The sequence below is a fragment of the Kitasatospora sp. NPDC030952 genome (genome assembly GCF_055571335.1).
In genome coordinates this window covers 660,836-686,008 of the sequence record NZ_JBVIFM010000001.1, presented here as the reverse complement: position 1 = coordinate 686,008, position 25,173 = coordinate 660,836, and the positions used below count along the sequence as shown (strand labels likewise).

The window sequence follows — 25,173 nt, the reverse complement described above, 5'->3', positions numbered from 1 at the left end:
CCCTCACTCACCGGAGAGGTGATCCGCCATGCCCGAGATCTTCGTCAACTACCGCACCAACGACGAGGACAGCACCGCCACCCTGATCGAGCGCGAGCTCTCCCGGCGCTTCGGCACCGAGCGGGTGTTCCGTGCCAGCAAGTCGATCAAGGCCGGCGGGCGCTTCCCCCAGGAGCTGCTGACCGCCGTCCGCCGCTGTGGCGTGCTGATCGCCGTCATCGGCCCGCGCTGGGCCGACGCCCGGACCGCGGACGGGCGGCGCGCGCTCGACGACCCGGCGGACTGGACCCGACGGGAGATCGTCGAAGCCTTCGAGACCGGCGCCCTGGTCATCCCGGTACTCGTCGGTCGAGCGACCCGGCTCGACCGGCACGACCTCCCGCCGGCGATCGCCGAACTGGCCGACTGCCAGTACCGCCGCTTCGACAACCGCGACGCGGACTCCGGCCTGCGGCGCCTCGGCGACGACCTCGCCGAGGCGATGCCCCACCTCGCGGCGGCGGACCGGAAGACGGCGAGGGAAGGCGGCATCACTGAGACCCACAACGAGATCGACCGGGTGAACGGCAGCGTGGTTCAGGCCCGGGACTACCGGCACGACCAAAGCGGAGGCATCGGCAACGTGGGACGGGACGTCGGGACGTTCATCAACAACGCCAGCGGGCCGGTCCACACCGGAAGCGGCGACCAGAACAACACCATCCGACACGGGGGTGTGGAGTTCCACGGAGACGGCAGCAACTACGTCGAACGCGGCACGGTGAACAACGACTTCGGCGGTCGTGGCGACCGCGAGGGCCGCCGGCGGTGAGGGAGCTGGGCGATTCGACGTGGATCGGCCATGCGCAGGGGCAGACGCACACGGGGAGCGGTACGCAGAACAACTACCACTACTACTACGACGCCGAGGAGAGGAGAATCCGAGGCGGTGCCGATCCGCTGCGCGTGGCCGTCGACCGGCGGCGGTGGTTGAACCGGCGGTTCGTGCGCCCGCCCGGATACGGGGAGGCGTTCGGCAAGGTGGAGGCACCCGGCTCGGCCGTTCTGGTCTCGGGAGCCGACGGCAGTGGACGTCGTACGGCGGCCGTCGTGCTGCTGCACCGGGCGGGCGGGCCGCACGATCCGTTTCGTGAGGTCGCGCCGGAGGACGACCGGTACGAGTCGGCACTGGCCGCGGGCGAGCGTGTCCTGATCGACCTCTCGGGCGTTTCCGAGCAGCAGTTTGTCGATGCGCAGGACCTGGTGCAGTCCTACTGGGACAAGGTCGAGCGGTGTGGTGGCCGTCTTGCCGTGGTTCTGCCACAGGAGTACGAGCATCACCTCCGGCCCGACTTCCGCCAGTTGATGGTGCGGATCGGGCGGCCCTTCGGAGGCGCTGTGCTGGCCAGACACCTGAGCGAGGCCGCCATTGGGATGCCCCACAACCACAAGGACCTCGATGGGCTGCTGCTCGGCTCTCCCCTGAGGGAGTTGCAACGGTTGTCCGAGCTGGTGATCGAGGCGCGCACGGCGGGAGGTGACGTCGACGTGTGGATCGAGAAGGCCGTCGCAGCTCTTCGAGACCGCGGCCGGGAGGTGGCGCAGCAGGTCGCCCGACTCGCCGACGGACGCCAGCGGGCACTGCTGTTCACGGCAGCGATGCTGGAGGAGGCCTCCACGGACACGGTCTTCCGGTTCGCGGACAGGCTGCTGAGCAAGGTCCGCCATCCGGAGGATGAAAGGCCACGCCTCGAGCATGCGGACCTCAGGCAACGGTTGAGCGATCTGCAGGTGGACGTGAAGGAGAGCCGCGTGCGCTTCGGCGTACTGGCGTATGCCGGCGCGGTGCGGACCCACTTCTGGCTGTACTACCCGGACCTGCGTACGGCCTTCGGAGCGTGGGTGGCGGACGCCGTCAGCGCGGCGGCGGGGTTGGATCCGGCGGATCGGCGGCGACTGGTCGATCGCTTCACGGAACAGGCGCTGAGCGTCGGAGACGTCCAGGTGCTGACCGGGTTGGTGGAGTCCTGGGCGGCGGGGACCAGGCTGCTGCCCGAGGCTATGCGGGTTCTGGAGCTGGGGCTCATGAGTGAGAGCAGGGGGGCTGCCTTCCGGAAGAAGACCTACGAGTGGTCGATAGCCACCCAGTTGCCCACCAATCTGGTACAGGCTCTGGTGCGGATCTGCGTCGACGTCATGGCCCCGGACTACCCGGGCCAGGCGCTCGTCCGCCTGCACCAGCTCGCACGACGGGAGCCTGGCAGGGAACCGAGGTACGCCCTGGATGCCCTGCTCGAACTGGCGGGTGGGAATCGACAGCTGTTCCTGATGCTGCTGGGCCGGGTGTGTGACGGCATGGAGCGGAAGCCTCCATGGCGACCGGACATTTGGATCTTCCGGGCGCTGGTCGAGGCGTGGCTCTCAGCGGCTCGCCAGGAGCAGGACGGGGGCGAGCGGCGGATGGACGTCCTCATCGAGGCGGCCAACGGGGGAAGTGGCGCGCTCAGCCGTCTCTACCTCGTGGCGCGCTCCTGGGCGGTGACGCCGGACGACTCTCCCGGGCAGTCGAGCCGGGCGGAGGTGGCGGCGCGGCTCTGCCGGAGGATCGACCGTGCGCAGGGAATCGGACCGTTGGCCGGGGCAAACGGGGGGAGCAGGCGGTGAAGGGCATGGGGAAGGTCCCGATGGTCGGGTTGGCCGTCGCAGCGGGGATGGTGACCGTAGGGCTCGGGGTGTCGGCCCGGTGGCCGGTCTGGCTGTGGCTGCCGCCGACGGTGGTGGTCGTGGTGCTCGCCGTGCTGCTGGCGACGGCGCGGGTGCCGAGGGTGTCGCCGGACGAACTGCCCTGGGAGAAGACCCGGGTGGTCGGGGTGGCGCTGCCGAGTCTGGTGCCGGACTATGACTTCCTCTTCTCGGCGACGGTCTGGTGGCGTCCGGTCCGGAACGCGTCGGGGTTGGTGCACGCTGATCCGGCCGGCCTGGCGGTCGAGACGGTGCTGGCCCGTGCTAGGCAGGTGACCGAGCAGGAGGTGCCGGGGCGGCTGGACCTGGTGCAGCACAAGCTGAACGGTGCTCTGGGCACCCAGAGCGGGGACTTCTCGGGCCTGGTGGAGGCGATGGGCGGGCGGGTCGAGCTGAGGCTTTCCGACGCCGACCGGCACCGGCTGGGGAAGCTGTCGGAGGTGCGCAAGACCGAGGAGGTGTGGGAGCACGAGCGGCGGTTCGAGCAGAGCAAAAGGGCGTACCTCGGTGACGATGTGTTCAAGTCGCCCGGTAGCGCGGCGATGTGGTGGCTGTCTCGCCATGACGACCGGATCCAGGATGCCGTCGAGCTGATCGGTCCGCTCGCGCAGCTTTCGGCGGCAGCCAACAACGAGCCCGTGAGCGAGTTGTACGAGCACTTGGTGCCGGGGGCGTTCCCGGACGATGACGGCGGCCCGGACGGGGCCGACCCGGGGCCGCCGGTGGTCGGGCCGCTGGACCGGATGATGAGCGACATGAGGTTGCAGAAATCCTCTCCGGAGGGGCAGGCCTACGTGTACCGGGTGGCGGATGCCACCCATGCTGCAGGTCGCCCGGACGATGCAGGGTTGATCAGGGAGAGCTTTCTTGAGGACCAGGAAGTCGGTCCGGAGCCTCCGGAGCCTCCGGAGGGTACGGCGGTGAGCTTCAGGAAACTCAACGGATCCTTGAACGGATATGCGGCGAACGGGACGTCGCCCGGGCCGGAGGATTAGGCGGAGCGCTGGAGCGAAGGGTCGGATGGGTTGGGTCATCTCATATGACTGTTGGTGTTGTGGGGGTGCGGGGGGATGAAGGCACGTCATTCTGGTCGCAAACGACGCGTCCAGAAAGGCCTGCTCGCCGTGACCCAGCCGTTCGAACTGCCGTCCTTCTACGTGCCGCACCCGGCGCGGCTCAATCCGCATCTGGAGGAGGCGCGGGCCCACTCCTCGGGCTGGGCGCGGGAGATGGGGATGTTGGAGGGGTCGGGGATCTGGGACCAGGCCGATCTGGACGCGCATGACTACGGGCTGCTCTGCGCCTACACCCACCCCGACGCCTCCGCCGAAGTGCTGTCGCTGGTCACCGACTGGTACGTGTGGGTGTTCTTCTTCGACGACCACTTCCTGGACATGTACAAGCGCACCAACGACCGGGTGGCCGGCAAGGCGCACCTGGACCGGCTGCGGCTGTTCATGCCCGCCGATCCGGCGACGCCGGTGCCCGAGCCGGAGAACCCGGTCGAGGCCGGGCTGGCCGACCTGTGGCGGCGGACGGTGCCGGCGATGGGGGAGGACTGGCGGATCCGGTTCGCGGAGAGCACCCGGAACCTGCTGGACGAGTCGCTGTGGGAGCTCGCCAACATCGACGCCGGCCGGGTCGCCAATCCGGTGGAGTACATCGAGATGCGGCGCAAGGTCGGCGGCGCGCCGTGGTCCGCGCAGCTGGTGGAGTTCGCGGCCGGGGCCGAGGTGCCGAGGGAGGTGTCCGGTTCGCGGGCGCTGCGGGTGCTGATGGACGCCTTCTCCGACGCCGTGCACCTGCGCAACGACATCTTCTCGTACCAGCGCGAGGTCGAGGACGAGGGCGAACTGAGCAACGGCATCCTGGTGTTGGAGCGTTTCCTGGAGTGCTCCACCCAAGAGGCCGCCGAGTCGGTCAACGACCTGCTCACCTCGCGGCTGCAGCAGTTCGAGAACACCGTGTTCACCGAACTGCCGGTGCTGTTCGAGGAGACCGGGCTCGATCCGGCAGGCCGGGCCCGGGTGATGGCGTACGTGAAGGGGCTGCAGGACTGGCAGTCCGGCGGGCACGAGTGGCACATGCGGTCCAGCCGGTACATGAACGGCGGTGGCGCGGCGGCGGGTTCGGCCGGTGCGGTGCCGCCGGGGACGGGCGGTGCCGGGCTGACTGGGCACTCGGGACTTCCGGGACTTCCGGGGATGTCGGGGCTCCCGGGCCCGTCCGGGGCCGGCAACTGGTGGGATCGGTACGCGATCGGCGGGGTCGGGACCTCGGCGCTGGACATCCTGCGCAAGGGTGCTGAGACCGCCGGACCACCGGCCGTACGGCGGGCGCGCGCCCACGGGCACGTGCCGTTCCAGCCCGTCGGGCCGTCCCAACTGCCGGAGTTCCGCCTGCCGTTTGCGCTCACCCTGAGCCCGCACCTGGACGGCGCGCGGGAGCGGGTGGTCGAATGGGCCGAGCGGGTGGGACTGCTGGACGCCCACCCCGACGTGCCCGGATCCGGCCTCTGGGACGCCGAGTCGATGCGCGACTACGACCTCGCGCTCTGCGCGGCCGGCCTCCACCCGGACGCCACCGCCGAGCAACTCGACATCGCCTCGGCCTGGTTGGCCTGGGGCACCTGGGCCGACGACTACTACCCGGTGGTCTTCGGCCGCACCCGCGACCTGGCCGGCGCCAAGGCCGCCAACGCGCGGCTGCCACTGTTCATGCCGCTGGACGGCACCCCCGCACCCGAGTCCGCCCACCCGCTGGAGCGCTCCCTCGCCGACATCTGGGAGCGCACCGCCGGCCCGATGACCGTCGAGGCCCGGGGCCGGCTGCGGGAGGCGATCGAGGTGATGACGGCGAGCTGGATCTGGGAGCTCGCCAACCAGATCCAGAACCGCGTCCCGGACCCGGTGGACTACCTGGAGATGCGCCGCTCCACCTTCGGCTCCGAGCTCACCACGCTGCTCGCCCGCCTCGGCCACGGCCGGACCGTACCGGAGGAGGTCTACCGGCACGGCTCGATGCGCGCGCTGGAGAACTCGGCGATGGACTACGGCTGCATGATCAACGACCTGATCTCGTACCAGAAGGAGGTCGAGTACGAGGGCGAGCTGCACAACATCGTGCTGGTGGTGCAGAACTTCTTCGACTGCGACTACCCGTCGGCGGTCCGGATCGTCGACGACCTGATGCACTCGCGGCTGGCGCAGTTCCAGCACGTCGCGCAGAAGGAACTCCCGGTGCTGTACGACGACTTCGGGCTGACCGCGGAGGCCCGGAGGCTGCTCGGCGGGTACGTGGTGGAGCTGGAGAACTGGCTCGCCGGCGTGCTGAACTGGCACCGGGAGTGCCGCCGGTACCGTACGGCGGACCTGGAACGGCACTTCGGCGCCGAACGGGACCTCGCAGGCGCGGTCCGGGCCCGGGCCTCGGCGGTGGTGGAGAGGGTCGAGGCGGTCGGAGCCACCGTGCCGATCGGTCCGACCGGTCTGGGCACCAGCTCGCTGCGCCCGCCGCGGGCCGGCGCCGTACCGGCGAACTGACCGGGCGCCCCTCGGCCCCGGAAGCCCCTCCGGCCCCCGGCGCACCCGCGCGGTTCAGCCCGCGCGGGTGCGCCGGGTCGTGGTTAGGCTGGCGAATCGGGGGCCGCGCGTGCCGTCCGGTGCGCGCCCGCACCGCCGGACAGGAGGGCTGAGAGATGGCTGCGCTACCTGAGGGCACACCCTGTTGGGCCGACGCGATGTTCACCGACCTGGAGGGCGCCAAGGACTTCTACGGCGACGTCCTCGGCTGGACCTTCGGCGAGAGTTCGTCGGAGTTCGGCAACTACACCCAGGCGTACTCGGACGGCAAGGCGGTGGCCGCGATCGTGCCGCCGATGCCGGGGGCCGAGGCGCAGTCCGCCTGGTGCCTCTACCTGGCCTCGCCGGACGCCGCCGCGACCGCCGAGCGGATCCGGACCAACGGCGGCGAGGTGGTGATGGGCCCGATGCAGGTCGGCGACTTCGGCACCATGGTGATCGCCAAGGACCCGGCCGGGGTGACGTTCGGCGTCTGGCAGGCCGGGATCCACGAGGGCTTCGAGAAGCAGAGCGCGCCCGGCGCGTACAGCTGGGCCGAGATCATCACCCGCGAGCCCGGGAAGGCCGACGCCTTCTTCCCCGCGGTCTTCCCGTACGGCGTGCGGAAGATGGACTCCGAGCAGTTCGACTACCGGATGTTCCTGGTCGGCGCCGAGCCGGTGCTGGGCCGGATGGGCGCGGAGGGCGACTTCCTGCCGCCGCAGGCGCCCTCGTACGTGAGCGTCTACTTCGCGGTGGACGACACCGACGCCGCGATCGGGCGGCTGACGGCGCGCGGCGGCAAGGTGTACTTCGGGCCGGTGGACAGCCCGTTCGGGCGGTTCGCGGCGGTCGGCGACCAGCAGGGCGCGGCCTTCGGGCTGATCGACCTGGGCCGGACGGTGGGCGGGCGGCCGCCGACGGTGGACGTCTGATGGGCGAGCGCGAGGAGCTCGTCGAGACCCTGGACAAGCACCGCGGCCTGCTGCGCCGCACCGTCCGGGACCTCGGCGACGAGCAGGCGGCCCGGCGCACCACGGTCAGCGAGCTGTGCCTGGGCGGGCTCGTCAAGCACGTGGCGGCGGTCGAGGCGCGCTGGGCGCGGTTCATCACCGGTGGCGCGGAGGCGATGCGCGGCGGGGACGGCGGTGACGGCGGTGACGGCGGTGACGGCGGGGACGGCGGGGACTGGGCGGCCCAGTTCCGGATGGCGGACGGCGAGACCCTGGCCGGGCTGCTCGCCGGGTACGAGGCGGTGGCGCGCGGCACCGACGAACTGGTCCGGAGCCTGCCCGACCTCGACCTCGCCCACCCGCTGCCGTCGGCGCCCTGGTTCGAGCCGGGGGCGAGCTGGTCGGCCCGGCGGGTGCTGCTGCACCTGATCGCGGAGACCGCGCAGCACGCCGGGCACGCGGACATCATCCGGGAGGCGCTGGACGGGGCGAAGTCGATGGGGTGAGCGTGCGCGGCGAGCACCCGAGGCGCTGAGGACGCTCATGCGCTGAGGACGCCTCTGTACTCGGGACGCCCCTGTGCTGAGGACGCTCCTGCGCTGAGGACGCCTCTGTACTCAGGACGCCCCTGCGCTCAGGACACTTCGACGCCGAGCAGTTCGCGCAGGGCCCGGCCGCCGTCCGGGGTGACCCGCAGGGCCCGGCCGGAGCCGATCCGCTCCACCCAGGCGCGGTCCAGCGCGGCCCGGCAGAGCGCGGCGCCCAGCGCGCCGCCGAGGTGGCTGCGGCGTTCCGTCCAGTCCAGGCAGCTGCGCACCACCGGGCGCCCACCCGGGTGGCCGGAGCGCGGCGGCAGCTCGATGGCCTGGGCGGCCAGCCAGGCGTGGCCGCGGTCGGTGACGGCGAGCCCGGCGCGGTCGGTGACCAGGCCGCGGTCGAGCAGGGCGTCGGCGACGGCCACGCCGAGGCGGCCGGCCAGGTGGTCGTAGCAGGTGCGGGCGCGGGCCTCGGCGCTCAGCCGGGTGGCCTCGCGGAGGTTGCGGGGGGCCGGCCCGGCGGTTCCACCGGCGGGCTCGACCACAGATCCGCCTGTCGACCCGCCCGCTGATCCGCCCGTCGATCCGCCCGTGGCCTCGGCGAACACCGTGAGGTCCTCGATCAGGGTCGCGACCGCCGGGGAGGCCAGCCGGACGTACCGGTGCCGCCCCTGCCGTTCCTCGGCCAGCAGCCCGCCCGCGATCAGTCGGGACAGGTGCTCGCTGGCCGTCGACGGCGCGACGCCCGCCGACCGGGCCAGCTCGCCCGCCGTCCAGGCGCGGCCGTCCAGCAGCACGGAGCAGAAGGTGGCGCGGGTGGGGTCGGCGAGCAGCGCGGCGAGGGCGGCGAGCGATGAGCCCCGGTGATCGACGGGTGTGCGTTCGTGGTCGGGCATGCCCCCATGGTCGCCCCGACACGTTTCGGCCGGGGCCGAAACGACCAGGGTCCACGATGGCGGCATGAGCGATCCGACGCCCCGAGAACTGACCTTTTCCCGCTACCAGGACGTGACGGCGGCCCTGGCCGACCCGGCCCTCGTCCCCCCGCCGGCGACGCCCGGCCCGTACGGCACGGTGGCCTGGCTGCGGGCCGGCGTCGCCCGGTTCAGCGCGGGCGAGCCGCACGCCCGGCGGCGGGCGCTGGTGCAGGCCGACCTGGACCGGCTGGACCTGGTCGAGCTGCGGATCCTGGCCGCCGGCGGCTTCGAACCGGACGTCCGGCTGCGGGTGGTGCGGGTGCTGGCGACGATGCTCGGGCTGGCCGATCCGGAGGCCGTCGCGCGGGACGTGAAGGCGGTGGCCCGGGCGTACTTCGACCCGGCCCCGGACGATCCGCAGGCGGACGCGGCGGTGGCCCGGCTGCTGCCCGCGATGGGTGCCGAGGACGCCGAGACGGCGGCGAACCGGATCGGCCTGCTGGTGCAGGCCTGCGACGCCACCGCCACCCTGGTCGAGCACGCCCGGCGCGGCGGCGGGCCGGCCGCCGCGCTGCGGGACGATCCGCCGGTCCGGGTGATGCGCCGGGTCGCGGCCCGGGCGACGGTGGTCAGCGGGGTCGCGGTGCCCGCCGGGGCGCAGGTGCTGCTCGACCTGGACGCCGCCCGGGCCGGGGACGCGGCCGGGGACGCGGACGGCGAGCGCGAGCCGCTGGCCTTCGGCGCCCCGCCCCGGCTCTGCCCGGGCCGCGCGCAGGCGATGGTGATCGCCGAGGGCATCCTGTACGGCTCCTCCGACCCGTCGGACACCTCCGAGCCGCCCGCCGAGGACCACCTCGACCAGGCCGGACTCGCCGCGCTGATGCCCGCGGCGGTCGCGCACGTGCTCGCCCTGGCGGACACCTGGACGGACTGGGACGGGCGACCGGTGATCAACGCCGACGACCGGGCCTACACCCCGCACAAGGTGGTGCGCCGGGTCGCCGACCACCTCCTGGACCACCTGGCCGAGGTGGAGGCCCGGCTGGCCGGCGAGCCGGCCGCCGCCGACCACTGGCACGCCTCCAACGTCACCACCCCGGCCGACCTGGCGCCGTTCACCGCCGCCGACCTGGACGAGGCCCGCAGCCGGCTGACCCGGCTCGGCCGGATCTGGGCCCAGCGGGTCGCGGCGCTGCCGGAGCGGCAGTTGGACGACTCGCCGGGGGAGGGCTGGAGCTTCCAGCAGATCGTCTGCCACGTCGCCGGGACCGCCGCCTACTACGCGGACTCGGTGGGCCCCACCCCGGGCGCGGCTGCTGGCGCCGCGACGGGCGCGGCCACGGGCGCGGCCACGGGCGCCGCGACGGGCGAGTCCACGAGCGAGTCCACGAGCGCCGCGACGGGCCCCGTCACGAGCGAGGAGCAGTCGCGATGACCACCACCCCCGCCCCGACGACCGCGTTCGCCGCCCTGCACCACCGCCCCGGCCGTCCGCTGCTGCTCCCGAACGCCTGGGACCACGCCTCGGCCGCCGCCCTCGCCGCGGCCGGCCACCCGGCGATCGGTACCACCAGCCTGGGCGTGGCGGCCGCCGCCGGGCTGCCCGACGGAGCCGCCGCCACCCGGGCGGAGACCGTGCGGCTGGCCCGCCGGCTGGGCCGGGACGGCTTCCTGCTGAGCGTCGACGTGGAGTCCGGGTTCAGCGACGATCCGGCCGAAGTGGCCGCGCTGGCCGTCGAGTTGGCGCAGGCCGGTGCGGTCGGCATCAACCTGGAGGACGGCCGGCCGGACGGCACCCTGGCGCCGTCCGGGCTGCACGCGGCGAAGGTCGCGGCGGTGAAGGCGGCCGTGCCGGCGCTGTTCGTCAACGCCCGTACCGACACCTACTGGTGCGGGTGTCAGGACCCCGAACCGGAGACCGAGCGGCGCCTGACGAACTATCAGGAAGCGGGGGCGGACGGGGTGTTCGTGCCGGGGTTGAGCGAGCCGGCGGCGATCGCCCGGCTGGCCGGGCGCTCGCCCCTCCCGCTCAACATCCTCTGGACGCCGACCGGCCCGGGCCTCGCCGAGCTGGCCGGGCTCGGGGTGGCCCGGGTCAGCCTGGGCTCGCTGCTGTACCGCTCGGCGCTGGCGGCGGCGGTGGCGACGGCGGCCGCCGTGGCCTCGGGCGGGCCGGTCGGGCCGGTGCCCGGCTATGCCGAGGTCCAGGCGCTGAGCGGGAGTTGATGGTCGGCGGCGAGGGCGGGCTCAGGCCCTGGACCGCCTCGCCTCGATCCCGTCCAGGATGAGGTCGATGCCGCGTCGGAAGCTGCTGTCCCGGCCGGCCTCGACCTCATCCGGCACCTGGGTGGTGTACAGGGCGTGCAGTCGCGGGTGCGACCGGGTGGCCTCGGTGACGGCGGGCAGCAGCCGGTCCATGAACTCCTGTTCGCCCTGGCCGCTCTTGGTCAGCGCGCTCAGCCAGGCGGCCTCCACGGTGGCGGTGCCGATGGTGTAGCCCATGATGATGCCCATCACGTCGTTGGCCTCGCCGAGTTCGAAGCCGGCCGTCTCCATCAGGACCAGCAGGGCCTCGGAGAGCCGCATCCAGTTGGGGCCGAGGTAGACCATGCCGACGTCGCCGATCACCGAGACCATCCACGGGTGGCGCACCACGGCGGCGCGCATGGCCTCGGTGCTCTCGATGACGGCCGCACGCCAGACCTTCGGGTCCTCGGCGCCCTCGACCCGGGCGAGCGGGAGTCCGCCGAAGATGTGGTCGACCACCAGGGCGAGCAGTTCGTCCTTGTTGGCGACGTGGGTGTAGAGCGAGGTGGCGCCGGCGTTGAGGCGGGCGCCGAGCTTGCGCATGCTCAGTGCCTCGATGCCGTCGGAGTCCAGCAGGGCGACGGCCTCCGCGACGATCTGCTCGCGGCTGAGGGCGGGCTGGGTCCGCCGTTTCTGTGGACGGTTCCACGGCGAGGGGAAGTCCGGCTGTGCGCCGGCCCGGTGCTCCGGCGGGGTGTCGTCCTCCGACTTGGCCGTCATCCGGCCCTCCAATCCACGTGCCCCCTGGTCGGGTGCGGTCCGTCCAGCATAGGCCCCGGCGCCGCACACCGTACGGTCACCCGCACACCGTACGGCCATCCACACGTCGTGCGGTCTTGCGAACGGTGTTCTGCCTTGCGCACGGTGTTCGGTGTCCGTACAGTGTTCGGCGTAGCGCACACCGTTCGGTCGGGGACGGGTGGACGGTGTGCGCCGCGAGGACTTCCGCGCGGCCTTCCGCCGACGCGAGGACGTGCGCGGGGCTGCGGCCGACGCGCCGAACCGAAGGGGGATCGTGGTGGACCGTCAGACGGATCGTCACCCGCGCCGTTGGCTCATCCTGGTCGTGCTCTGCCTCAGCAGCCTGGTGCTGGTGATCGACAACATGGTGCTCACGGTCTCCATCCCGCCGATCGCGGAGGACCTCGGGGCCGGGGCGCAGGACATCCAGTGGATCATCGACTCGTACATCCTGGTCTTCGCCGGACTGCTGCTGACCTCGGGAAGCCTCTCCGACCGGTTCGGGCGGCGGAAAGTGATGATCATCGGACTGGTGCTGTTCGGCGCCGCCTCACTGGTCGCGGCGGTCGCCTCCAGCCCCGGTGAACTGATCGCCGGCCGGGTGCTGATGGGCGTCGGCGGCGCCCTGGTCATGCCGAGCACCCTGTCCATCCTGATCACCGTCTTCGACGACGAGGAGCGGCCCAAGGCGATCGCCGCCTGGAGCGCGGTGGCCATGATCGGCCTGGTCGGCGGCCCGGTGCTGGGCGGCGCGCTGATCGCCCACTTCTGGTGGGGCGCGGTGTTCCTGCTCAACGTGCCGGTCGCGGCCGTGGCCATCGTCGCGGCGATGGTGCTGATGCCGGAGTCCAAGGGCCCGTGGCGCAAGCCCGACCTGCCCGGCATGCTGCTCTCCATGGTCGGCATGACCGCCCTGGTCTGGTCGATCATCGTCCTGCCGCGGGACGGCTTCGCCCACGTCAACACCCTCGGCGCGATGGCCGTCGCGGTCGCCGCACTCACCGGCTTCGGCATCCGCCAGGTCCGCACCGACTCGCCGATGGTCCCGCTCAAGCTGTTCCGCAACCGGGTCTTCACCGGCGCCAGCTTCTCCCTCGTCCTGCTCACCTTCGCCACCGGCGGCCTGATGCTGGTGCTCACCCAGTACCTGCAGTTCGTGCTGGAGTTCTCGCCCACCGACACCGGCCTGGCCTTCATCCCGCTGGCCATCGCCTCGCTCGCCTTCAACGTGATCGGCGCCGCGCTCGGCAAGAAGCTCCCGGCCCGGGTGCTCACCTCGATCGGCATGGTGATCATCGCCGGCGGCTTCGGGCTGCTGGCCACCCTCTCCGTCGGCGACGGCTTCGCCAAGGTCGCCCTCGCCATGCTGGTGCTCGGCATCGGCTCCGGCCTGGGCATGCCCGCCGCCGCCAACGCCCTGATGAGCGCCATCCCCGCCGAGCACGCCGGCGTCGGCTCCGCGCTCAACGACACCATCCAGCAGTCCGGCGCCGCCCTCGGCGTGGCCGTCCTCGGCACCGTGCTCTCCGGCACCTACACCGGCGCGATGCCCGCCGACGCCCCCGCCCCCGCCCGGCACGCCATCACCGACGCGCTCGCCCTCTCGGCAGGTAGCGGCGACGGCACCCTGGCCCGGGCCGCCCGGGAGGCCTTCAACACCGCCACCTCCACCACCTTCACGGTCGGCGGGATCGCCGTCCTGGTGGCGGCGGTGCTCACCCTGGTGCTGATGCGGGGCAAGGCGGCCGGAACCGCGGTGGAGCCCGCCGAGGCCGCCGAGCTTGCTGAGCCCGCCGAGCCCGCCATCGGGGCGGGCGTCTGATCGCCCCGCCCGGCGGCCGGCCCCCGGCCGCACCCCCCACCCACCGGCCCCGGCTGCCCCTCGCAGCCGGGGCCGGTGGGCCGTCCGGGCCGCCGCGGGCTCCTGGGGGCGCGTAGCCTTCGAAGCATGTCCACCCCGTACGCGGAGCGCCCGTCCCGGCTGCCCGGGGCGGTGCTGTGGACGAAGGGCGCCGACCCGGCGGGCGGGGGTGCGGGCGGGGGTGCGGACGGCGGTGCGGACGGCGGTGCGGGCGGGGGTACGGGCGGCGGTACGGGCGGGCTGGTGCTGCCGGACGGCTGCATGGACCTGCTGTGGACGGAGGGCCGGCTGCTGGTCGCCGGGCCGGACACTCGGGCGTACCGGCCCGGACCAGGACTGCGCGGGCCGTGGGCGGGCGTTCGCTTCCGACCCGGCGCCGGACCGGCGCTGCTCGGCCTCCCGGCACACGAACTGCGCGACCGCCGGGTCGAGTTGGCCGACCTCCGGCCCGTCGGCGAGGTGCGGCGGCTGACCGAACGGATCGACGCCGCCCCCGACCCGGCCGCCGCCCTGGAACAACTGGCCCTGCGCCTGGCGGCCACGGCACAGCCGGAGGACCGGCTGGTACGGGCGGTGGCCGACGCGCTCGCCGCCGGGCGGAGCGTCGCGGCGACGGCCGAGGCGGTCGGGCTCGGCGCCCGGCAGCTGCACCGCCGCTCCCTGGCCGCCTTCGGCTACGGCCCCAAGACCCTGGCCCGGATCCTGCGACTGCAGCGCGCCCTCGGGCTGGCCCGCTCCGGCGTCCCGCTCGCCGAGACGGCGGCCCGGACGGGCTACGCGGACCAGGCGCACCTGGCCCGTGACGTACGGGAGTTGGCGGGAACGACGGTGACGGCGCTGCTGTGAGGCCGGACTACAGCGGGGCGAGCAGGTCGACCCCGTTGCCGTCCGGGTCGCGCAGCGAGGCGTAGCGCTGGCCCCAGAAGGCGTCCCAGGGCTTCAGCTCCCCGTGGTACCCGGCGGCGGTCAGCTCCCGGTACACCGCGTCCACGTGCTCCGGGCTCTGGCAGCGGAAGGCCAGCGCCGCCCGGGCGCCGCCGGTCGGCGGCTGCCAGTCGGGGTGGAAGGAGCGGATGGTCGACTCGGCGTCGAGGACCAGTAGCAGGCCGCCGGGCAGCTCCGCCTCGACGTGCGGCTGCTGCTCGGAGCCCTCGGGGAAGGTGAGCCCCAGCCGCCGGTAGAAGGCCACCGAGGCGGCCATGTCGGAGACGGCGAGACCGATGAAGGCGAACTGCGGTGCGGGTGTGCTGTTCATGACGGCCACGGTAGGCGGGCCGCGGGAGGAGGTCTTGAACGAATCGGACACCCCGGGTCGTTGTCGTCTCCGGCAGGCCCCGGGCGGTGCCCGGCGGCGGCCTGGCCTGCGCCCGGCACGGGCCCGGTCTGCGCCGGGCAGGCGCCCGGGCGGTCGGTTGTCAGTCGCTCCTTGTACCGTCGATCACGCAACGATTGGTTCGACACGGGGGTGTGGCACATGTTCAGGACGGATCCGGAGACGCCCGACGTCTTCCTCACACCGGTCGAAGAGGTCTTCGTCCGCAGCCACCTCGGCCGGTACGCGGGGCTCGACGCCGACACCTGGACGCTCACCGTCGAGGGCCTGGTGGAGCGGCCGCTGCGGCTGGACTTCCGGGCCCTCCAGGGCCTCCCTCAGCGCCGGTTCACCGCCGTCCACGAGTGCTTCGGCAATCCGCTGCGCCCGACCGTGCCCACCCGCGCGGTGACCAACGTGGAGTGGGAGGGGGTCCCGCTCGCCGAGGTGCTGGCGCTGGCCGGGCCGCGCCCGGAGGCCCGGCACGTCTGGCTGGAGGGCGCCGACCGCGGCGACTTCGCGGGGGAGAGCGACGTGAGCTACCTCAAGGACCTGCCGCTGGAGGAGGCGTCGGCCGAGGTCGTCCTGGCGCACCGGATGAACGGCGAGGCGCTGCGCCCCGACCACGGGCACCCGGTGCGGGCGGTGGCGCCGCGGATGTTCGGCACCAACTCGGTCAAGTGGCTGACGCGTCTGGTGCTGGCCGCCGAGCGCCCCGAGCACCTGTTCACCACCCGGCTGTACACCCGGGTGCTGCCGGGGGAGAGCGAGTCCCGGCCGGTCCGCGAGAAGGACGTCAGCAGCAAGCTGCTCAGCCCGCGGGACGGGGCCAACGTGCCGGCCGGAGCCGCCGAACTGGCCGGGTACGCCTGGAGTTCCACCGAGGTGACGGCCGTCGAGGTGGCCGTGGACGACGGCGACTGGCAGCCCGCCGAGCTGGACGGGCGTGGCCCGGGGCCGAGTTGGCAGCGGTTCCGGCTCCGGTACGACCTCGCCCCGGGGCCGCACCGCGTCCGCTGCCGGGCCACCGACTCCGCCGGGCGGGTCCAGCCGCTCGGCGGGGACCGCAACGCCGTCCACGAGATACGGGTGACCGCGGCGGTCAACGGGCGGCCGACTGGGCGGTGATCGCCGGGCGGACCAGCCCGTCCGGGCCGCCGTGCAGCAGGCTGACGGCGCGCCCGGCGGCGGCCGCGAGGGGTGACGCCGGGGTCGTCCTCGGCGAGCCGCTCGCCCTCGGCGCCGGCGCCCCCGACCGCACCCCCGCCCCGCTCCCGGCTCCTGACCCGTCCCGCTGGACAGCCCGAAGGCCCGGACCACCGCGCAGCGGTCCGGGCCTTCGTTGACCAGGTGTCGTACGGGCCCGGGCCTACGGGCCCGTACGACACCCGCCGGTCAGGCGGACTTGGCGGTCGCGCGGACCCCGAAGTGGACGTAACGGCTGCCGTCGGACAGGGCGTAGAAGACGACCGGTATCCAGGCGTCCTTGTCGTTGCGGCGCCCGGCGAAGACCGTTCGCTCGGGGCTGTCGGAGACGGGCGTGAGGTGCCAGACCAGCGGGTCGAAGGTGCCGGCGAGGCCCTCGACGCCCTCGTAGCGCAGGTCCAGCACGCCTTCGCCGCCGTCCTCCCCGGTGCGGGGGCTGATGGTCATCAGGAAGCCCTCGCGCTTGTAGCGGCCCGTGAACGGCGCCGGGTCGACGGCCGGGGGGTTCTCGGCGGGCCCGAACACGGGCATGGTGACGCCGGCGAGTTCGGCGCTCAGTTCGCGGCAGAGGGCCTCGTGGACCTTGGGCGCGGCGCCTCCGCCGTTGGTGAGCAGGGCGATGGCGAGGCCCTTCTCCGGGATGGCGCGCAGGTAGGCGAGCTGTCCGAAGGTGCTGCCGTCGTGGCCGAAGCCGCGTACGCCGTCCCACTCGAAGAGGCCCCAGCCGAGGCCCCAGTGGGCGCCGAGGAACCACTGGTCGGGCATCTCGACCTCGCGGGTGAGCATCGCCTCCACGGCGGCGGTGGAGAGCACCCGGGTGCCGTCCGGTGCCGTCCCGCCGTCGATGAACAGCCTGGCGAAGCGGACCACGTCGGCCGCGGTGGCGCTGATGCCGCCGTACGGTCCGGCGGAGCGGGGCAGCATGTTCCACAGCGGGGTGGGCTCCGGGTCCTCTCCGGGCTCGCCCATGTGCCCCATCGCGGCGCGGAAGCGCAGGACCTCCTCGGGCAGGGTCATGGTCCGCTGGAGTCCGAGCGGCTCGCAGAGCAGTTCCCTGAGCGCCTCGTCCCAGGTACGGCCGGTGATCACCTCGACGATCCGGCCGAGGACGTTGTAGGCGGTGCTGGAGTAGGACATGGTGGCGCCGGGCGGGTTGGTCAGGCCGACGTCGCGGGTGCCGTCGACGTAGCGGGCCAGGCAGTCGTCGCCGCGGCCGGTGTCGTTGACGTAGTCGCCCTCGATCCCGCTGGTGTGGTTGAGGAGCTGGCGCGGCGTGATGGTGCGGGCGGCCCCGGCGTCGGCGAGGGCGAAGTCCGGCAGGACGTTCGCGACCGGCTGGTCCAGGTCGAGCTTGCCGGCGTCGGCGAGGGCCAGGACGAGGGCGGCGGTGTAGCCCTTGCTGACCGAGCCGATCTGGAACACCGAGTCGGTGGTGGTCTCGACGCCGGTGCCGGTGTGCAGGATGCCGCTCGCGAGTTCGTGGATCTCCCCGCCGGTGAGGACGGCGAGCACGGCGCCGGGGATGCGGTGGGTGGCGAGCAGCTCGTCGAGCCGTCGCTGCCAGTGGTCGGTGTCGAACGCCCCGGTGGCCTTGGCGGTCTCGGCGGTCCCGGTGGCCCCCGCGGTCTCGGTGGCCCTGGCGGCCCCGTTGCCGCCCAGCGCCCGGTCGACGGCCTGGGCGGCTGCCCGGTTCGTCCGGTCGACGAGCTTGGCGACCTCGCGGTCGACGTTCTCCGAGAACTCCTTGTACATGTCCTTCGACACGGTTCCCCTCCCTGGTCACGGGCGGACGACGGGACGCCCCACCCATTCGAACACCGTTGGAAACGATCTCGGTGAGGGACCGGTTCCCGTTGACCGGAAAATTCCGAACGGTGTTCGAAAACGGGGCCGGCATGCTGCCCGCTACCCAGCGCGGGCCGCGCTGTCCGCTACCCGCTACCCGCCGACCGCTACCCGCCGACCGCCGCGGAACCCGCCACCCCGGTGCCCACGACCCCGGTGCCCGCCCGCAGGGTGAGGACGGTGATCTCGCTCGGGGCGAAGACCCGGAACGGCGGCCCCCAGAACCCGGTGCCCCGACTGGTGTAGAGCTGGGTCCGCTCCCCGTGCCGGCTCAGGCCGCGCACCACCGGCTGGTCGATCCGGACGAGGAAGTTGAACGGCCAGATCTGGCCGCCGTGGGTGTGGCCGGAGATCTGCAGGTCGACGCCGGCCGCGGCGGCCCGGGGGACGTACTTGGGCTGGTGGGCGACCAGCAGGACGGGCAGTGCCGGATCCGCCCCGGCCAGCGCGTCCACCAGGTCGGCGCGGTGCCCGTCCAGTCCGGAGTGCTCCGCAGTCACGTCGTCCACACCGGCCAGCACCAGGGAGTCCCCGCCGCGCTCCACCACGAGGTGGCGGTTGTGCAGCGGCTCCCAGCCCAGCTCCGCCATGCGGTCCAGCCAGCCCTGGGCCTCCCCGCCGTACTCGTGGTTCCCCGTGACGTAGACCTTGGCCAGCCGGGACCGGACCGTCCCGAGCGGCGCCGACTGCTCCCGGCGCTGGGCCGGCGTGCCGTCGGCGATGTCGCCGGCGTGGACCACCACGTCTGCGTCCAGCCCGTTGACCACCTCCGCGACCCGCGCCGACCAGTCCGCCCGGTCGATCGGCCCGTAGTGGGTGTCGGCCAGCACCACGACCCGGGTCCCGTCCAGCCCGCCACCGAGCCGCGGCAGATGGACGTCCAGCCGCTTCACCCGGGGTACCCGCATCGCCTCGCGGTACCCCCAGCCCAACAACCCGGCCGACACCACGGCCACCGCGACCGCCACCGCCCTGCCCCGGCCGCTGCCCCCGACGCCGAGCCCGGCCGCCACCAGCCCCACCAGCCCACCCAGCACCGACCAGGTGAACAGCACCCAGACGACCCCGAGGCTGGTGTCCGCGAAACGGGCCGCCCGGTCGAGCCGCCGCCGCCCGTGCCCCGCGATCATCAGGAACGGGAACGCCACCATCCAGGCCACCAGCACGACCGTGCCGCCCAGCACCACCGGAAACGGCCAGCCGGCCCCGGCGAACAGCGTCCACCACGGCGGCAGGCACAACACCACCAGGACGACCACCAGCACGGCCAGCCGCCGCACCCCGCCCCGCCGCCGCACACCCCCACCCGCATCCCCGGCCGCCCCGCCGCCCCCACCCCGACCCGCAGCCGCCACCGCCCCGGCCGCCCCACCGGTCCCACTCCCACTCACCACATCGCCCCTCACCTCGGTTCCCCCCATCATCCGCCTCCCCGCCACCCCGCAAAACGACGAAGACCCCGCCCGGCCAACCGGTCGGGGCCTTCGTGAAGGCGGAGGACGCGAGATCCGACCTCGTGAGGGGTTGATCCAAGACTGCGACCGAGAGACGACGAAGGCCCGGGCCGCTGAACACGTACTCACGGCCGGCCGCTGTGAATGTCGAGCGACAGGCCGCGGCCCGGCGGCCGGTGTTCCGAAACGCGGAACGCTCGACCGACGGGGGTTCGGTCGAGCGTTCCGGGGGCCGGGGGAGGCCCGGGAAAGGGAGTCGTCAGGCCTCCGTGGTCTCGGTCCCGGCCTGTGTGGGGCGGGTCAGTCGGTGCAGGCCCACGGCGATGCAGGCGGCGAGCGCGGCGCAGATCCCGACGGCGAGGAAGCCGTTGCCGACGCCGATGGTCATCGCGTCCGGGGCGGTCGCGCCGGACTCCAGCTCGCCGTCCAGTGAGGTGGCCAGGACGGTGCCGATCACCGCGATGCCGAGGGCGGCGCCGCTCTCGTTGAAGGTGTTCAGCAGGCCCGAGCCGACGCCCGACTCCTCCGGGCGGACGTGCGCGGTGCCGATCCCGTACAGCGGGACGAAGCAGGTGGGCAGACCGGCCCCGATGACGGTCAGCGCGATGATCGCGACCGCGGTGCTGGACGGTCCGGTGATCAGGACGGCGGCGCCGGCGATCTGGGTGAGTGCACCGATCAGGTACGTCCCGCCGGGGCCGACCTTGGCGATCAGGTTGGGCACCACCGTGGCGAAGACCAGAGCGGCCAGGCCCATCGGCAGCATCGACAGACCGGTGGCGAAGGCGCTCATGTCGTGCGCGCCCTGGAAGTAGTTGCTGGCCAGATAGGAGCTGCCCATCATCACGATCGCGGCGAGCAGCAGGCCCAGGCTGCTGAGCCAGTAGGTCGGGATGCGCAGCAGGTGCAGCGGGAGCAGCGGGTCGGACTTGCCGAGCTCGGTGACGGCGACCACGGCGAGCAGGACCACGGACAGGCCCATGCTGATCCAGGCGGTCGGTGAGGTCATTCCGTCGTGCAGCCGGATCAGGCCGAAGGACAGGCAGGCGAGGCCGAAGGTGGCGAGGAAAGCGGTGGGCAGCCGCAGCGGGCGGCGGACGTCGGAGCGCATCGGCGCGAGGCTGCGCAGGCCGATGATCCCGGAGGCGAGGCTGATCGGAATGTTGATCAGGAAGGCCCACCGCCAGCTGGCGGCCGACACGATCAGCCCGCCGAGGACGGCCCCGAGGATGGCCCCGATCACGCCGAGGCCGCTCCAGGTGGCGAGGGCGGCCTTGCGCTGCTCCTCGTTCTGGTAGACCGTCACCACGACCGACAGTGCGGCGGCGGACAGCACCGCCGCACCCACGCCCTGGAGCACACGGCCGGCGACCAGCAGTTCCTGGTTGCCCGCGACCCCGCACAGGACGGACGCGACGGCGAACAGGCCCAGGCCGGACAGGAAGGAGCGGCGGCGTCCGATGACATCGGCGACCCGGCCGCCGAACAGCAGCAGACTGCCGTACATCAGGACGTAGGCGCTGATCGTCCACTGGAGGGCGGTCTGGTCGGCCGGGAGGTCGGCCCCGATCGAGGGCAGCGCCACGTTCACGACCGTCGAGTCCAGCATCACCATCAGCTGGGCCACGCCGACTGCGGCCATTGGCAGCCAGGAGGCCTTCGGGGCTTCCGGCCCCGGCCTCTGGTCGGACGTTCGGTCGTTCTCCTGCTTGGCATCCACGAGTGAGATTGCCTCAGTCATCGGGTTCCCCTTTCCAGGAGACAAGATACATGCGCATGAATCGACATGCCAGTGGGTCGGATCTAGACTGCGAAGCGTGGCGAACACTCCTCTTGCCGACCGCTGGCTGTCCCTGGTGCGCGTCTGCGCGCTGGTGAACCAGCGGATCGAGCGCACGCTGTCCGACGAGTTCGATCTCTGCGTGAGCGCCTACGAGATCATGGAGGTGCTCCAGGTGGAGCAGGAATGGATCCGCCCCGGGGAGGTCGCCTCCCGCACCTCGCGCAGCCAGCCCCAGGTCTCCCGCCTGGTGGCGCAGATGGTCGAGGCGGGGTACGTGGACCGCAAGCCCTCCCCGGGCGACGGTCGCGGCTCCCAGATCCGCCTCACCGCCGAAGGGCGGGAGGTCTTCCAGCGGGCCGCCGCGACCGTCGACGGGCATCTGAAGCAGCTCACCGACGAGCGCCCGGAGGCGCGCGCCTGGCTGATCTGAGCCGCCCGGTGTCAGGCGCCGAGCGCGCTCGCCAGGACGCGCTCGGCGAGTGGCCGCGACATCGGTCGGTCGTGACCCGGGGTCACCGGCAGGTGGCTCCGGCCCTGGCCGAGGAAGCTGTTGACCGGCCGCAGGTCGGTCACCACGAAGGATCGCCGGAGCCAGCGGTCCCGGCCGTCGTAACGCGGCGTGAAGTCGGTGCGTCCGTGCACCGCGCGGCGGTTGTCCAGGATGATCAGCTCGCCCGGCCGCAGGACCAGCCCCTTGAGCGAGTGGCGCACGGCCTCCTCCAGCCGGTCCAGCGCGGCCTGGGCACGCGGGGTGGTCGCGGTGGTGGCGTTGAAGTCCACCGTGAGGTCCGGATGCTCGGCGCTGCCGGTGAGGATCGGCATGGCCGGGGTCAGTGCGCCGACCGAGGAGTCCGGCACGAAGGAGGAGCTGAACCGGATCCTGAACTCCGGCTGCCGCAGCGCCTCCACCGTGTCCTCGTCCAGCAGTGGCAGTGCGTCGCCGATCCCCCCGCTGACCGTGGCCGCCACCTCGTCGTGGTCCGACCGCAGGCAGATCAGGCTGAGGAAGTGCGGAGGGTTGGGGTGGAAGCCGTCCTCGGTGTGCAGTCCAGCAGGACGGATCCGCTGTTCTCCTGGCGTTGCTCGGCGCCGCGCTTGGGGCACACGTCCTGGACCAGGCGATCGCTCTTCTCGTCGCTGTAGGAGATCGAGCGGCCCAGCACCGACATGACCATCAGCTGGCCGATGGTCGCCACCGGGACCTCCGACCAGACCGGCTCGTCCTCGGCCCGGGCAGTGCCGATCCGCTCTTCTTACCGATAGGGCACCTCACCCGGCACGAAGACATCCATGGCCCGCCGGGTGGCGTACCGCCGGGGGCGGATGCGACGAAGGCCCGGGCCGCTGAGCGGTCCGGGCCTTCGTGAAGGCGGAGGATACGAGATTCGAACTCGTGAGGGGTTGCCCCCAACACGCTTTCCAAGCGTGCGCCCTAGGCCTCTAGGCGAATCCTCCGTGGGAGAGCTTAGTACATGTTTCGGGGTGCTCGCGACCAGCTATCCCGCAGGCGGGAGGGCGGGGGTGGCCTGTGGATCGTGGGGGCCGGGATCCGGTAGTGTGGGGGTCAGCCCCTCGTGTGGCGTCATCTCTCTGAACCCCCCCAGGGCCGGAAGGCAGCAAGGGTAGGAGGGCTCTGGCGGGTGCACGGGGGGTCTTTGCGTTCCCGGGGCCTGCGGGCCCGGGACGAAGGGGTGCCGCGTTTGTCGGCCCGTCCCGATATCGTCGGTGGTGTGTCCCTAGCCCTGTACCGCCGCTACCGCCCCGAGACCTTCGCGGAGGTCATCGGGCAGGAGCACGTGACCGCTCCGCTCCAGCAGGCCCTGCGTAACAACAGGGTCAACCACGCCTACCTGTTCAGCGGGCCGCGTGGCTGTGGCAAGACGACGAGCGCACGCATCCTGGCCCGCTGCCTGAACTGCGAACAGGGGCCGACGCCGACGCCCTGCGGGGAGTGCCAGTCCTGTCGGGACCTCGCGACCGGCGGGCCCGGCTCGATCGACGTGATCGAGATCGACGCCGCCTCGCACGGTGGTGTGGACGACGCGCGCGAGCTGCGTGAGCGGGCCTTCTTCGCGCCGGTGCACAGCCGGTACAAGATCTTCATCCTGGACGAGGCGCACATGGTGACCTCGGCCGGGTTCAACGCGCTGCTCAAAGTGGTGGAGGAGCCGCCGGAGCACCTCAAGTTCATCTTCGCGACCACCGAGCCGGAGAAGGTGATCGGGACGATCCGGTCCCGCACCCACCACTACCCGTTCCGGCTGGTCCCGCCCGGCACGCTGCGCGACTACCTGGCGGACGTCTGCGGCCGCGAGGGCATCCAGGTCGAGGACTCGGTGTTCCCGCTGGTGGTGCGGGCCGGCGCGGGCTCGGTGCGTGACTCGATGTCGGTCATGGACCAGCTGCTGGCCGGTGCCGCCGAGGGCGGCGTCACCTACCAGATGGCGACGGCGCTGCTCGGGTACACCGATTCGGCGCTGCTGGACGAGGTGGTGGACGCCTTCGCCGCGCACGACGGGGCGACGGTGTTCCAGGTGATCGACCGGGTGGTCGAGGGCGGGCACGATCCGCGCCGCTTCGTCACCGACCTGCTGGAGCGGCTGCGCGACCTGGTGATCCTCGCCACCGTGCCGGAGGCGGGGGAGAAGGGGCTGATCGACGCCCCGGCCGACCGGGTCGCGGTGATGCAGGCGCAGGCGGACGCGTTCGGCGCGGCCGAGCTGAGCCGGGCCGCCGACCTTGTCAACACCGGGCTGACCGAGATGCGCGGCAACGCGGCGCCGCGGCTCCAGCTGGAGCTGATCTGCGCCCGGGTGATGCTGCCGGGCGCGTACAGCGACGAGCTGTCGCTGCAGGCGCGCCTGGACAAGCTGGAGCGCCGGGCGGCCGCGGGCGGATTCGCCGCGCCGGCGGGGATGGCACCGGCGGGGATGGCACCGGCCGGGATGGCACCGGCCGGGATGGCGCCACCGGCGGCCCCGATGGCCCCGCCCGTGGGCGTACCGATGGCCCCGCCGGCGGAGGTGCCCGCCCCGGCGCCCGCGCCCGTCGCCGCGCCGGTCGCGGCGGCTCCCGCTCCCGCGCCCGCCTCCGTGCAGGCGCCCGCACAGGCCCCCGCGCCCCCGGCCCCCGCTGGGTCCGCCCCGGGTGCTTGGCCGATCCCGCGCAGCTTCCCGCCCGCCGGCGGCGCCCCGGCCCCCGCGCCCGCCGCTGCCACCGCCGTACCCACCCCCCAGCCGCAGGCTGCCGCCCAGCCCGCGCCCACTCCGGTCCCGCCGCCGGTCCAGCAGGCCCCGGCCCCCGGCGGCCAGCCGTCCGCGGCCGCGCAGCAGGGTGCCGGGCAGGTCCGGCAGCTGTGGCCGCAGATCCTGGAAGCGGTGAAGAACCGCCGCCGCTTCACCTGGATCCTGCTGAGCCAGAACGGCCAGGTGGCCGGGTTCGACGGCAGCACGCTCCAGGTCTCGTTCATCAACGCGGGCGCCCGGGACAGCTTCGTCGGCAGCAACAGCGACGACGTGCTGCGCCAGGCGCTGTCCGACGCGCTGGGCGTGGACTGGCGGATCGAGTGCATCGTCGACCCGTCCGGAAACCCCGGTGGCGGTGCCGTCGCGGCTCCGGCCGCGGCCGCCCCGGCCGGCGGTGGCTGGGGTGCCCCGGCGCGTCCGGTGGCCGCCGCGCCGCCGGTGGCCGCCCCCGCCCCCGTGCAGCCCCAGCCGCAGGCGAAGGCTCCGGCCCCGGTCCAGGCGCCGCCGCAGCCGTCGCCGCAGGCCCCGGCCCCCGCGCCGGTGCAGGCCCCGCCGCCGCAGGCGCCCCCGGCCCGCCCGGTGCAGTCGGTGGCCCCGGAGGACGACATCCCGGAGGAGGACGACCCGGACCTCAACGAGGAGGCGTTCTCCGGCCAGGAGCTGATCATCCGCGAGCTGGGTGCCACGGTGCTGGAGGAGATCCACCACCGCGGCAACTGAGCGGGCCCCGGG

Annotated in this window: 21 protein-coding genes, 1 tRNA gene and 1 other RNA gene; 14 read left to right on the top strand and 9 right to left on the bottom strand. The window is 73.2% G+C overall.

Features of this window, described 5'->3' with window-relative positions; translation table 11 throughout:
- Positions 1 to 28 precede the first annotated feature (28 nt).
- The 6 genes from ACZ47G_RS03180 to ACZ47G_RS03155 all read left to right on the top strand — a co-directional run bounded on the left by ACZ47G_RS03180 (position 29) and on the right by ACZ47G_RS03155 (position 7,740).
- A complete protein-coding gene (locus tag ACZ47G_RS03180) occupies positions 29 to 811 on the top strand; it encodes a toll/interleukin-1 receptor domain-containing protein (RefSeq protein ID WP_465739704.1) in 783 nt (260 codons plus the stop codon).
- Positions 808 to 2,643: a hypothetical protein gene (locus tag ACZ47G_RS03175; RefSeq protein ID WP_465739703.1), complete on the top strand. Its 1,836-nt coding sequence runs from the start codon at positions 808 to 810 to the stop codon at positions 2,641 to 2,643. Before ACZ47G_RS03180 ends, ACZ47G_RS03175 begins: the two co-directional genes overlap by 4 nt.
- Positions 2,640 to 3,716: a hypothetical protein gene (locus ACZ47G_RS03170; RefSeq protein WP_465739702.1), complete on the top strand. Its 1,077-nt coding sequence runs from the start codon at positions 2,640 to 2,642 to the stop codon at positions 3,714 to 3,716. Before ACZ47G_RS03175 ends, ACZ47G_RS03170 begins: the two co-directional genes overlap by 4 nt.
- Positions 3,717 to 3,845: 129 nt before the next feature.
- Positions 3,846 to 6,263, top strand: a complete 2,418-nt coding sequence (locus ACZ47G_RS03165; protein WP_465739701.1) for a terpene synthase family protein — start codon at positions 3,846 to 3,848, stop codon at positions 6,261 to 6,263.
- Between the two features lie 155 nt (positions 6,264 to 6,418).
- Complete coding sequence (locus tag ACZ47G_RS03160; RefSeq protein ID WP_465739700.1) at positions 6,419 to 7,216, top strand: VOC family protein; 798 nt, start codon at positions 6,419 to 6,421, stop codon at positions 7,214 to 7,216.
- The gene (locus ACZ47G_RS03155) at positions 7,216 to 7,740 is read left to right on the top strand and encodes a DinB family protein (RefSeq protein WP_465739699.1); all 525 of its coding nucleotides are present in this window, start codon (positions 7,216 to 7,218) and stop codon (positions 7,738 to 7,740) included. Before ACZ47G_RS03160 ends, ACZ47G_RS03155 begins: the two co-directional genes overlap by 1 nt.
- Positions 7,741 to 7,868: 128 nt before the next feature.
- On the opposite strand, the gene ACZ47G_RS03150 is transcribed toward ACZ47G_RS03155, so the two are convergent.
- Positions 7,869 to 8,666, bottom strand: a complete 798-nt coding sequence (locus ACZ47G_RS03150; RefSeq protein WP_465739698.1) for an ArsR/SmtB family transcription factor — start codon at positions 8,664 to 8,666, stop codon at positions 7,869 to 7,871.
- Positions 8,667 to 8,730: 64 nt separating this feature from the next.
- On the opposite strand from ACZ47G_RS03150, the gene ACZ47G_RS03145 reads away from it, so the two are divergent.
- Both ACZ47G_RS03145 and ACZ47G_RS03140 read left to right on the top strand, forming a co-directional pair.
- On the top strand, positions 8,731 to 10,122 hold the full coding sequence (locus ACZ47G_RS03145) for a cytochrome P450 family protein (protein ID WP_465739697.1): 1,392 nt from the start codon (positions 8,731 to 8,733) through the stop codon (positions 10,120 to 10,122).
- Entirely contained in the window at positions 10,119 to 10,913 is a 795-nt protein-coding gene (locus tag ACZ47G_RS03140; RefSeq protein WP_465739696.1) for an isocitrate lyase/PEP mutase family protein, read from the top strand. The genes ACZ47G_RS03145 and ACZ47G_RS03140 overlap by 4 nt, the downstream gene beginning before the upstream one ends.
- Before the next feature lie 21 nt (positions 10,914 to 10,934).
- Here the strand turns inward: ACZ47G_RS03140 and ACZ47G_RS03135 are convergent, their stop codons facing one another.
- Positions 10,935 to 11,714, bottom strand: coding sequence for a TetR/AcrR family transcriptional regulator (locus tag ACZ47G_RS03135; protein ID WP_465739695.1), 780 nt, complete (start codon positions 11,712 to 11,714; stop codon positions 10,935 to 10,937).
- 298 nt (positions 11,715 to 12,012) lie between these two features.
- Between ACZ47G_RS03135 and ACZ47G_RS03130 the strand changes: the two genes are divergently transcribed.
- Together ACZ47G_RS03130 and ACZ47G_RS03125 are read left to right on the top strand one after the other, a co-directional pair.
- Positions 12,013 to 13,557, top strand: a complete 1,545-nt coding sequence (locus ACZ47G_RS03130) for an MFS transporter (protein ID WP_465739694.1) — start codon at positions 12,013 to 12,015, stop codon at positions 13,555 to 13,557.
- Between the two features lie 126 nt (positions 13,558 to 13,683).
- Positions 13,684 to 14,442, top strand: coding sequence for a helix-turn-helix domain-containing protein (locus ACZ47G_RS03125; protein ID WP_465739693.1), 759 nt, complete (start codon positions 13,684 to 13,686; stop codon positions 14,440 to 14,442).
- 7 nt (positions 14,443 to 14,449) lie between these two features.
- Here the strand turns inward: ACZ47G_RS03125 and ACZ47G_RS03120 are convergent, their stop codons facing one another.
- Positions 14,450 to 14,851 (bottom strand): VOC family protein, encoded by a 402-nt coding sequence (locus ACZ47G_RS03120; RefSeq protein ID WP_465739692.1) that lies wholly within the window; start codon positions 14,849 to 14,851, stop codon positions 14,450 to 14,452.
- 219 nt (positions 14,852 to 15,070) lie between these two features.
- Here ACZ47G_RS03120 and ACZ47G_RS03115 point away from each other — a divergent pair, with 219 nt between their 5' ends.
- The gene (locus ACZ47G_RS03115; RefSeq protein ID WP_465739691.1) at positions 15,071 to 16,036 is read left to right on the top strand and encodes a molybdopterin-dependent oxidoreductase; all 966 of its coding nucleotides are present in this window, start codon (positions 15,071 to 15,073) and stop codon (positions 16,034 to 16,036) included.
- A 267-nt stretch (positions 16,037 to 16,303) separates the two neighbouring features.
- Here ACZ47G_RS03115 and ACZ47G_RS03110 read toward each other — a convergent pair whose 3' ends face one another.
- The 3 genes from ACZ47G_RS03110 to ACZ47G_RS03100 all read right to left on the bottom strand — a co-directional run bounded on the left by ACZ47G_RS03110 (position 16,304) and on the right by ACZ47G_RS03100 (position 21,154).
- Positions 16,304 to 17,878, bottom strand: a complete 1,575-nt coding sequence (locus ACZ47G_RS03110; RefSeq protein WP_465739690.1) for a serine hydrolase domain-containing protein — start codon at positions 17,876 to 17,878, stop codon at positions 16,304 to 16,306.
- Between the two features lie 188 nt (positions 17,879 to 18,066).
- Positions 18,067 to 19,257, bottom strand: a complete 1,191-nt coding sequence (locus ACZ47G_RS03105) for a metallophosphoesterase (RefSeq protein ID WP_465739689.1) — start codon at positions 19,255 to 19,257, stop codon at positions 18,067 to 18,069.
- Positions 19,258 to 19,672: 415 nt separating this feature from the next.
- Positions 19,673 to 21,154, bottom strand: a complete 1,482-nt coding sequence (locus ACZ47G_RS03100) for an MFS transporter (protein ID WP_465739688.1) — start codon at positions 21,152 to 21,154, stop codon at positions 19,673 to 19,675.
- Positions 21,155 to 21,230: 76 nt separating this feature from the next.
- Here ACZ47G_RS03100 and ACZ47G_RS03095 point away from each other — a divergent pair, with 76 nt between their 5' ends.
- Positions 21,231 to 21,626 (top strand): MarR family winged helix-turn-helix transcriptional regulator, encoded by a 396-nt coding sequence (locus tag ACZ47G_RS03095; RefSeq protein WP_465739686.1) that lies wholly within the window; start codon positions 21,231 to 21,233, stop codon positions 21,624 to 21,626.
- A gap of 11 nt (positions 21,627 to 21,637) precedes the next feature.
- On the opposite strand, the gene ACZ47G_RS03090 is transcribed toward ACZ47G_RS03095, so the two are convergent.
- The 3 genes from ACZ47G_RS03090 to ACZ47G_RS03080 form a co-directional block, all read right to left on the bottom strand.
- Positions 21,638 to 22,165, bottom strand: a complete 528-nt coding sequence (locus tag ACZ47G_RS03090; RefSeq protein ID WP_465739685.1) for a TauD/TfdA family dioxygenase — start codon at positions 22,163 to 22,165, stop codon at positions 21,638 to 21,640.
- A 26-nt stretch (positions 22,166 to 22,191) separates the two neighbouring features.
- The gene (locus ACZ47G_RS03085) at positions 22,192 to 22,392 is read right to left on the bottom strand and encodes a hypothetical protein (RefSeq protein ID WP_465739684.1); all 201 of its coding nucleotides are present in this window, start codon (positions 22,390 to 22,392) and stop codon (positions 22,192 to 22,194) included.
- Positions 22,393 to 22,566: 174 nt separating this feature from the next.
- A tRNA-Ser gene (locus ACZ47G_RS03080) sits at positions 22,567 to 22,651 on the bottom strand.
- 108 nt (positions 22,652 to 22,759) lie between these two features.
- Here ACZ47G_RS03080 and ffs point away from each other — a divergent pair.
- Both ffs and ACZ47G_RS03070 read left to right on the top strand, forming a co-directional pair.
- Positions 22,760 to 22,856: signal recognition particle sRNA small type (gene ffs / locus ACZ47G_RS03075), an RNA gene on the top strand.
- A 70-nt stretch (positions 22,857 to 22,926) separates the two neighbouring features.
- On the top strand, positions 22,927 to 25,161 hold the full coding sequence (locus ACZ47G_RS03070; protein ID WP_465739682.1) for a DNA polymerase III subunit gamma and tau: 2,235 nt from the start codon (positions 22,927 to 22,929) through the stop codon (positions 25,159 to 25,161).
- The last annotated feature ends 12 nt before the right edge of the window (positions 25,162 to 25,173 follow it).

Excerpts from the sequence above, each read along its gene's own strand:
- ACZ47G_RS03140 (WP_465739696.1), top strand. The coding sequence starts at position 10,119 with ATGACCACCACCCCCGCCCCGACGACCGCGTTCGCCGCCCTGCACCAC.
- ACZ47G_RS03155 (WP_465739699.1), top strand. The coding sequence starts at position 7,216 with ATGGGCGAGCGCGAGGAGCTCGTCGAGACCCTGGACAAGCACCGCGGC.
- ACZ47G_RS03150 (WP_465739698.1), bottom strand. The coding sequence starts at position 8,666 with ATGCCCGACCACGAACGCACACCCGTCGATCACCGGGGCTCATCGCTC.
- ACZ47G_RS03125 (WP_465739693.1), top strand. The coding sequence starts at position 13,684 with ATGTCCACCCCGTACGCGGAGCGCCCGTCCCGGCTGCCCGGGGCGGTG.
- ACZ47G_RS03145 (WP_465739697.1), top strand. The coding sequence starts at position 8,731 with ATGAGCGATCCGACGCCCCGAGAACTGACCTTTTCCCGCTACCAGGAC.
- ACZ47G_RS03120 (WP_465739692.1), bottom strand. The coding sequence starts at position 14,851 with ATGAACAGCACACCCGCACCGCAGTTCGCCTTCATCGGTCTCGCCGTC.
- ACZ47G_RS03135 (WP_465739695.1), bottom strand. The coding sequence starts at position 11,714 with ATGACGGCCAAGTCGGAGGACGACACCCCGCCGGAGCACCGGGCCGGC.
- ACZ47G_RS03180 (WP_465739704.1), top strand. The coding sequence starts at position 29 with ATGCCCGAGATCTTCGTCAACTACCGCACCAACGACGAGGACAGCACC.
- ACZ47G_RS03100 (WP_465739688.1), bottom strand. The coding sequence starts at position 21,154 with ATGACTGAGGCAATCTCACTCGTGGATGCCAAGCAGGAGAACGACCGA.
- ACZ47G_RS03115 (WP_465739691.1), top strand. The coding sequence starts at position 15,071 with ATGTTCAGGACGGATCCGGAGACGCCCGACGTCTTCCTCACACCGGTC.
- ACZ47G_RS03160 (WP_465739700.1), top strand. The coding sequence starts at position 6,419 with ATGGCTGCGCTACCTGAGGGCACACCCTGTTGGGCCGACGCGATGTTC.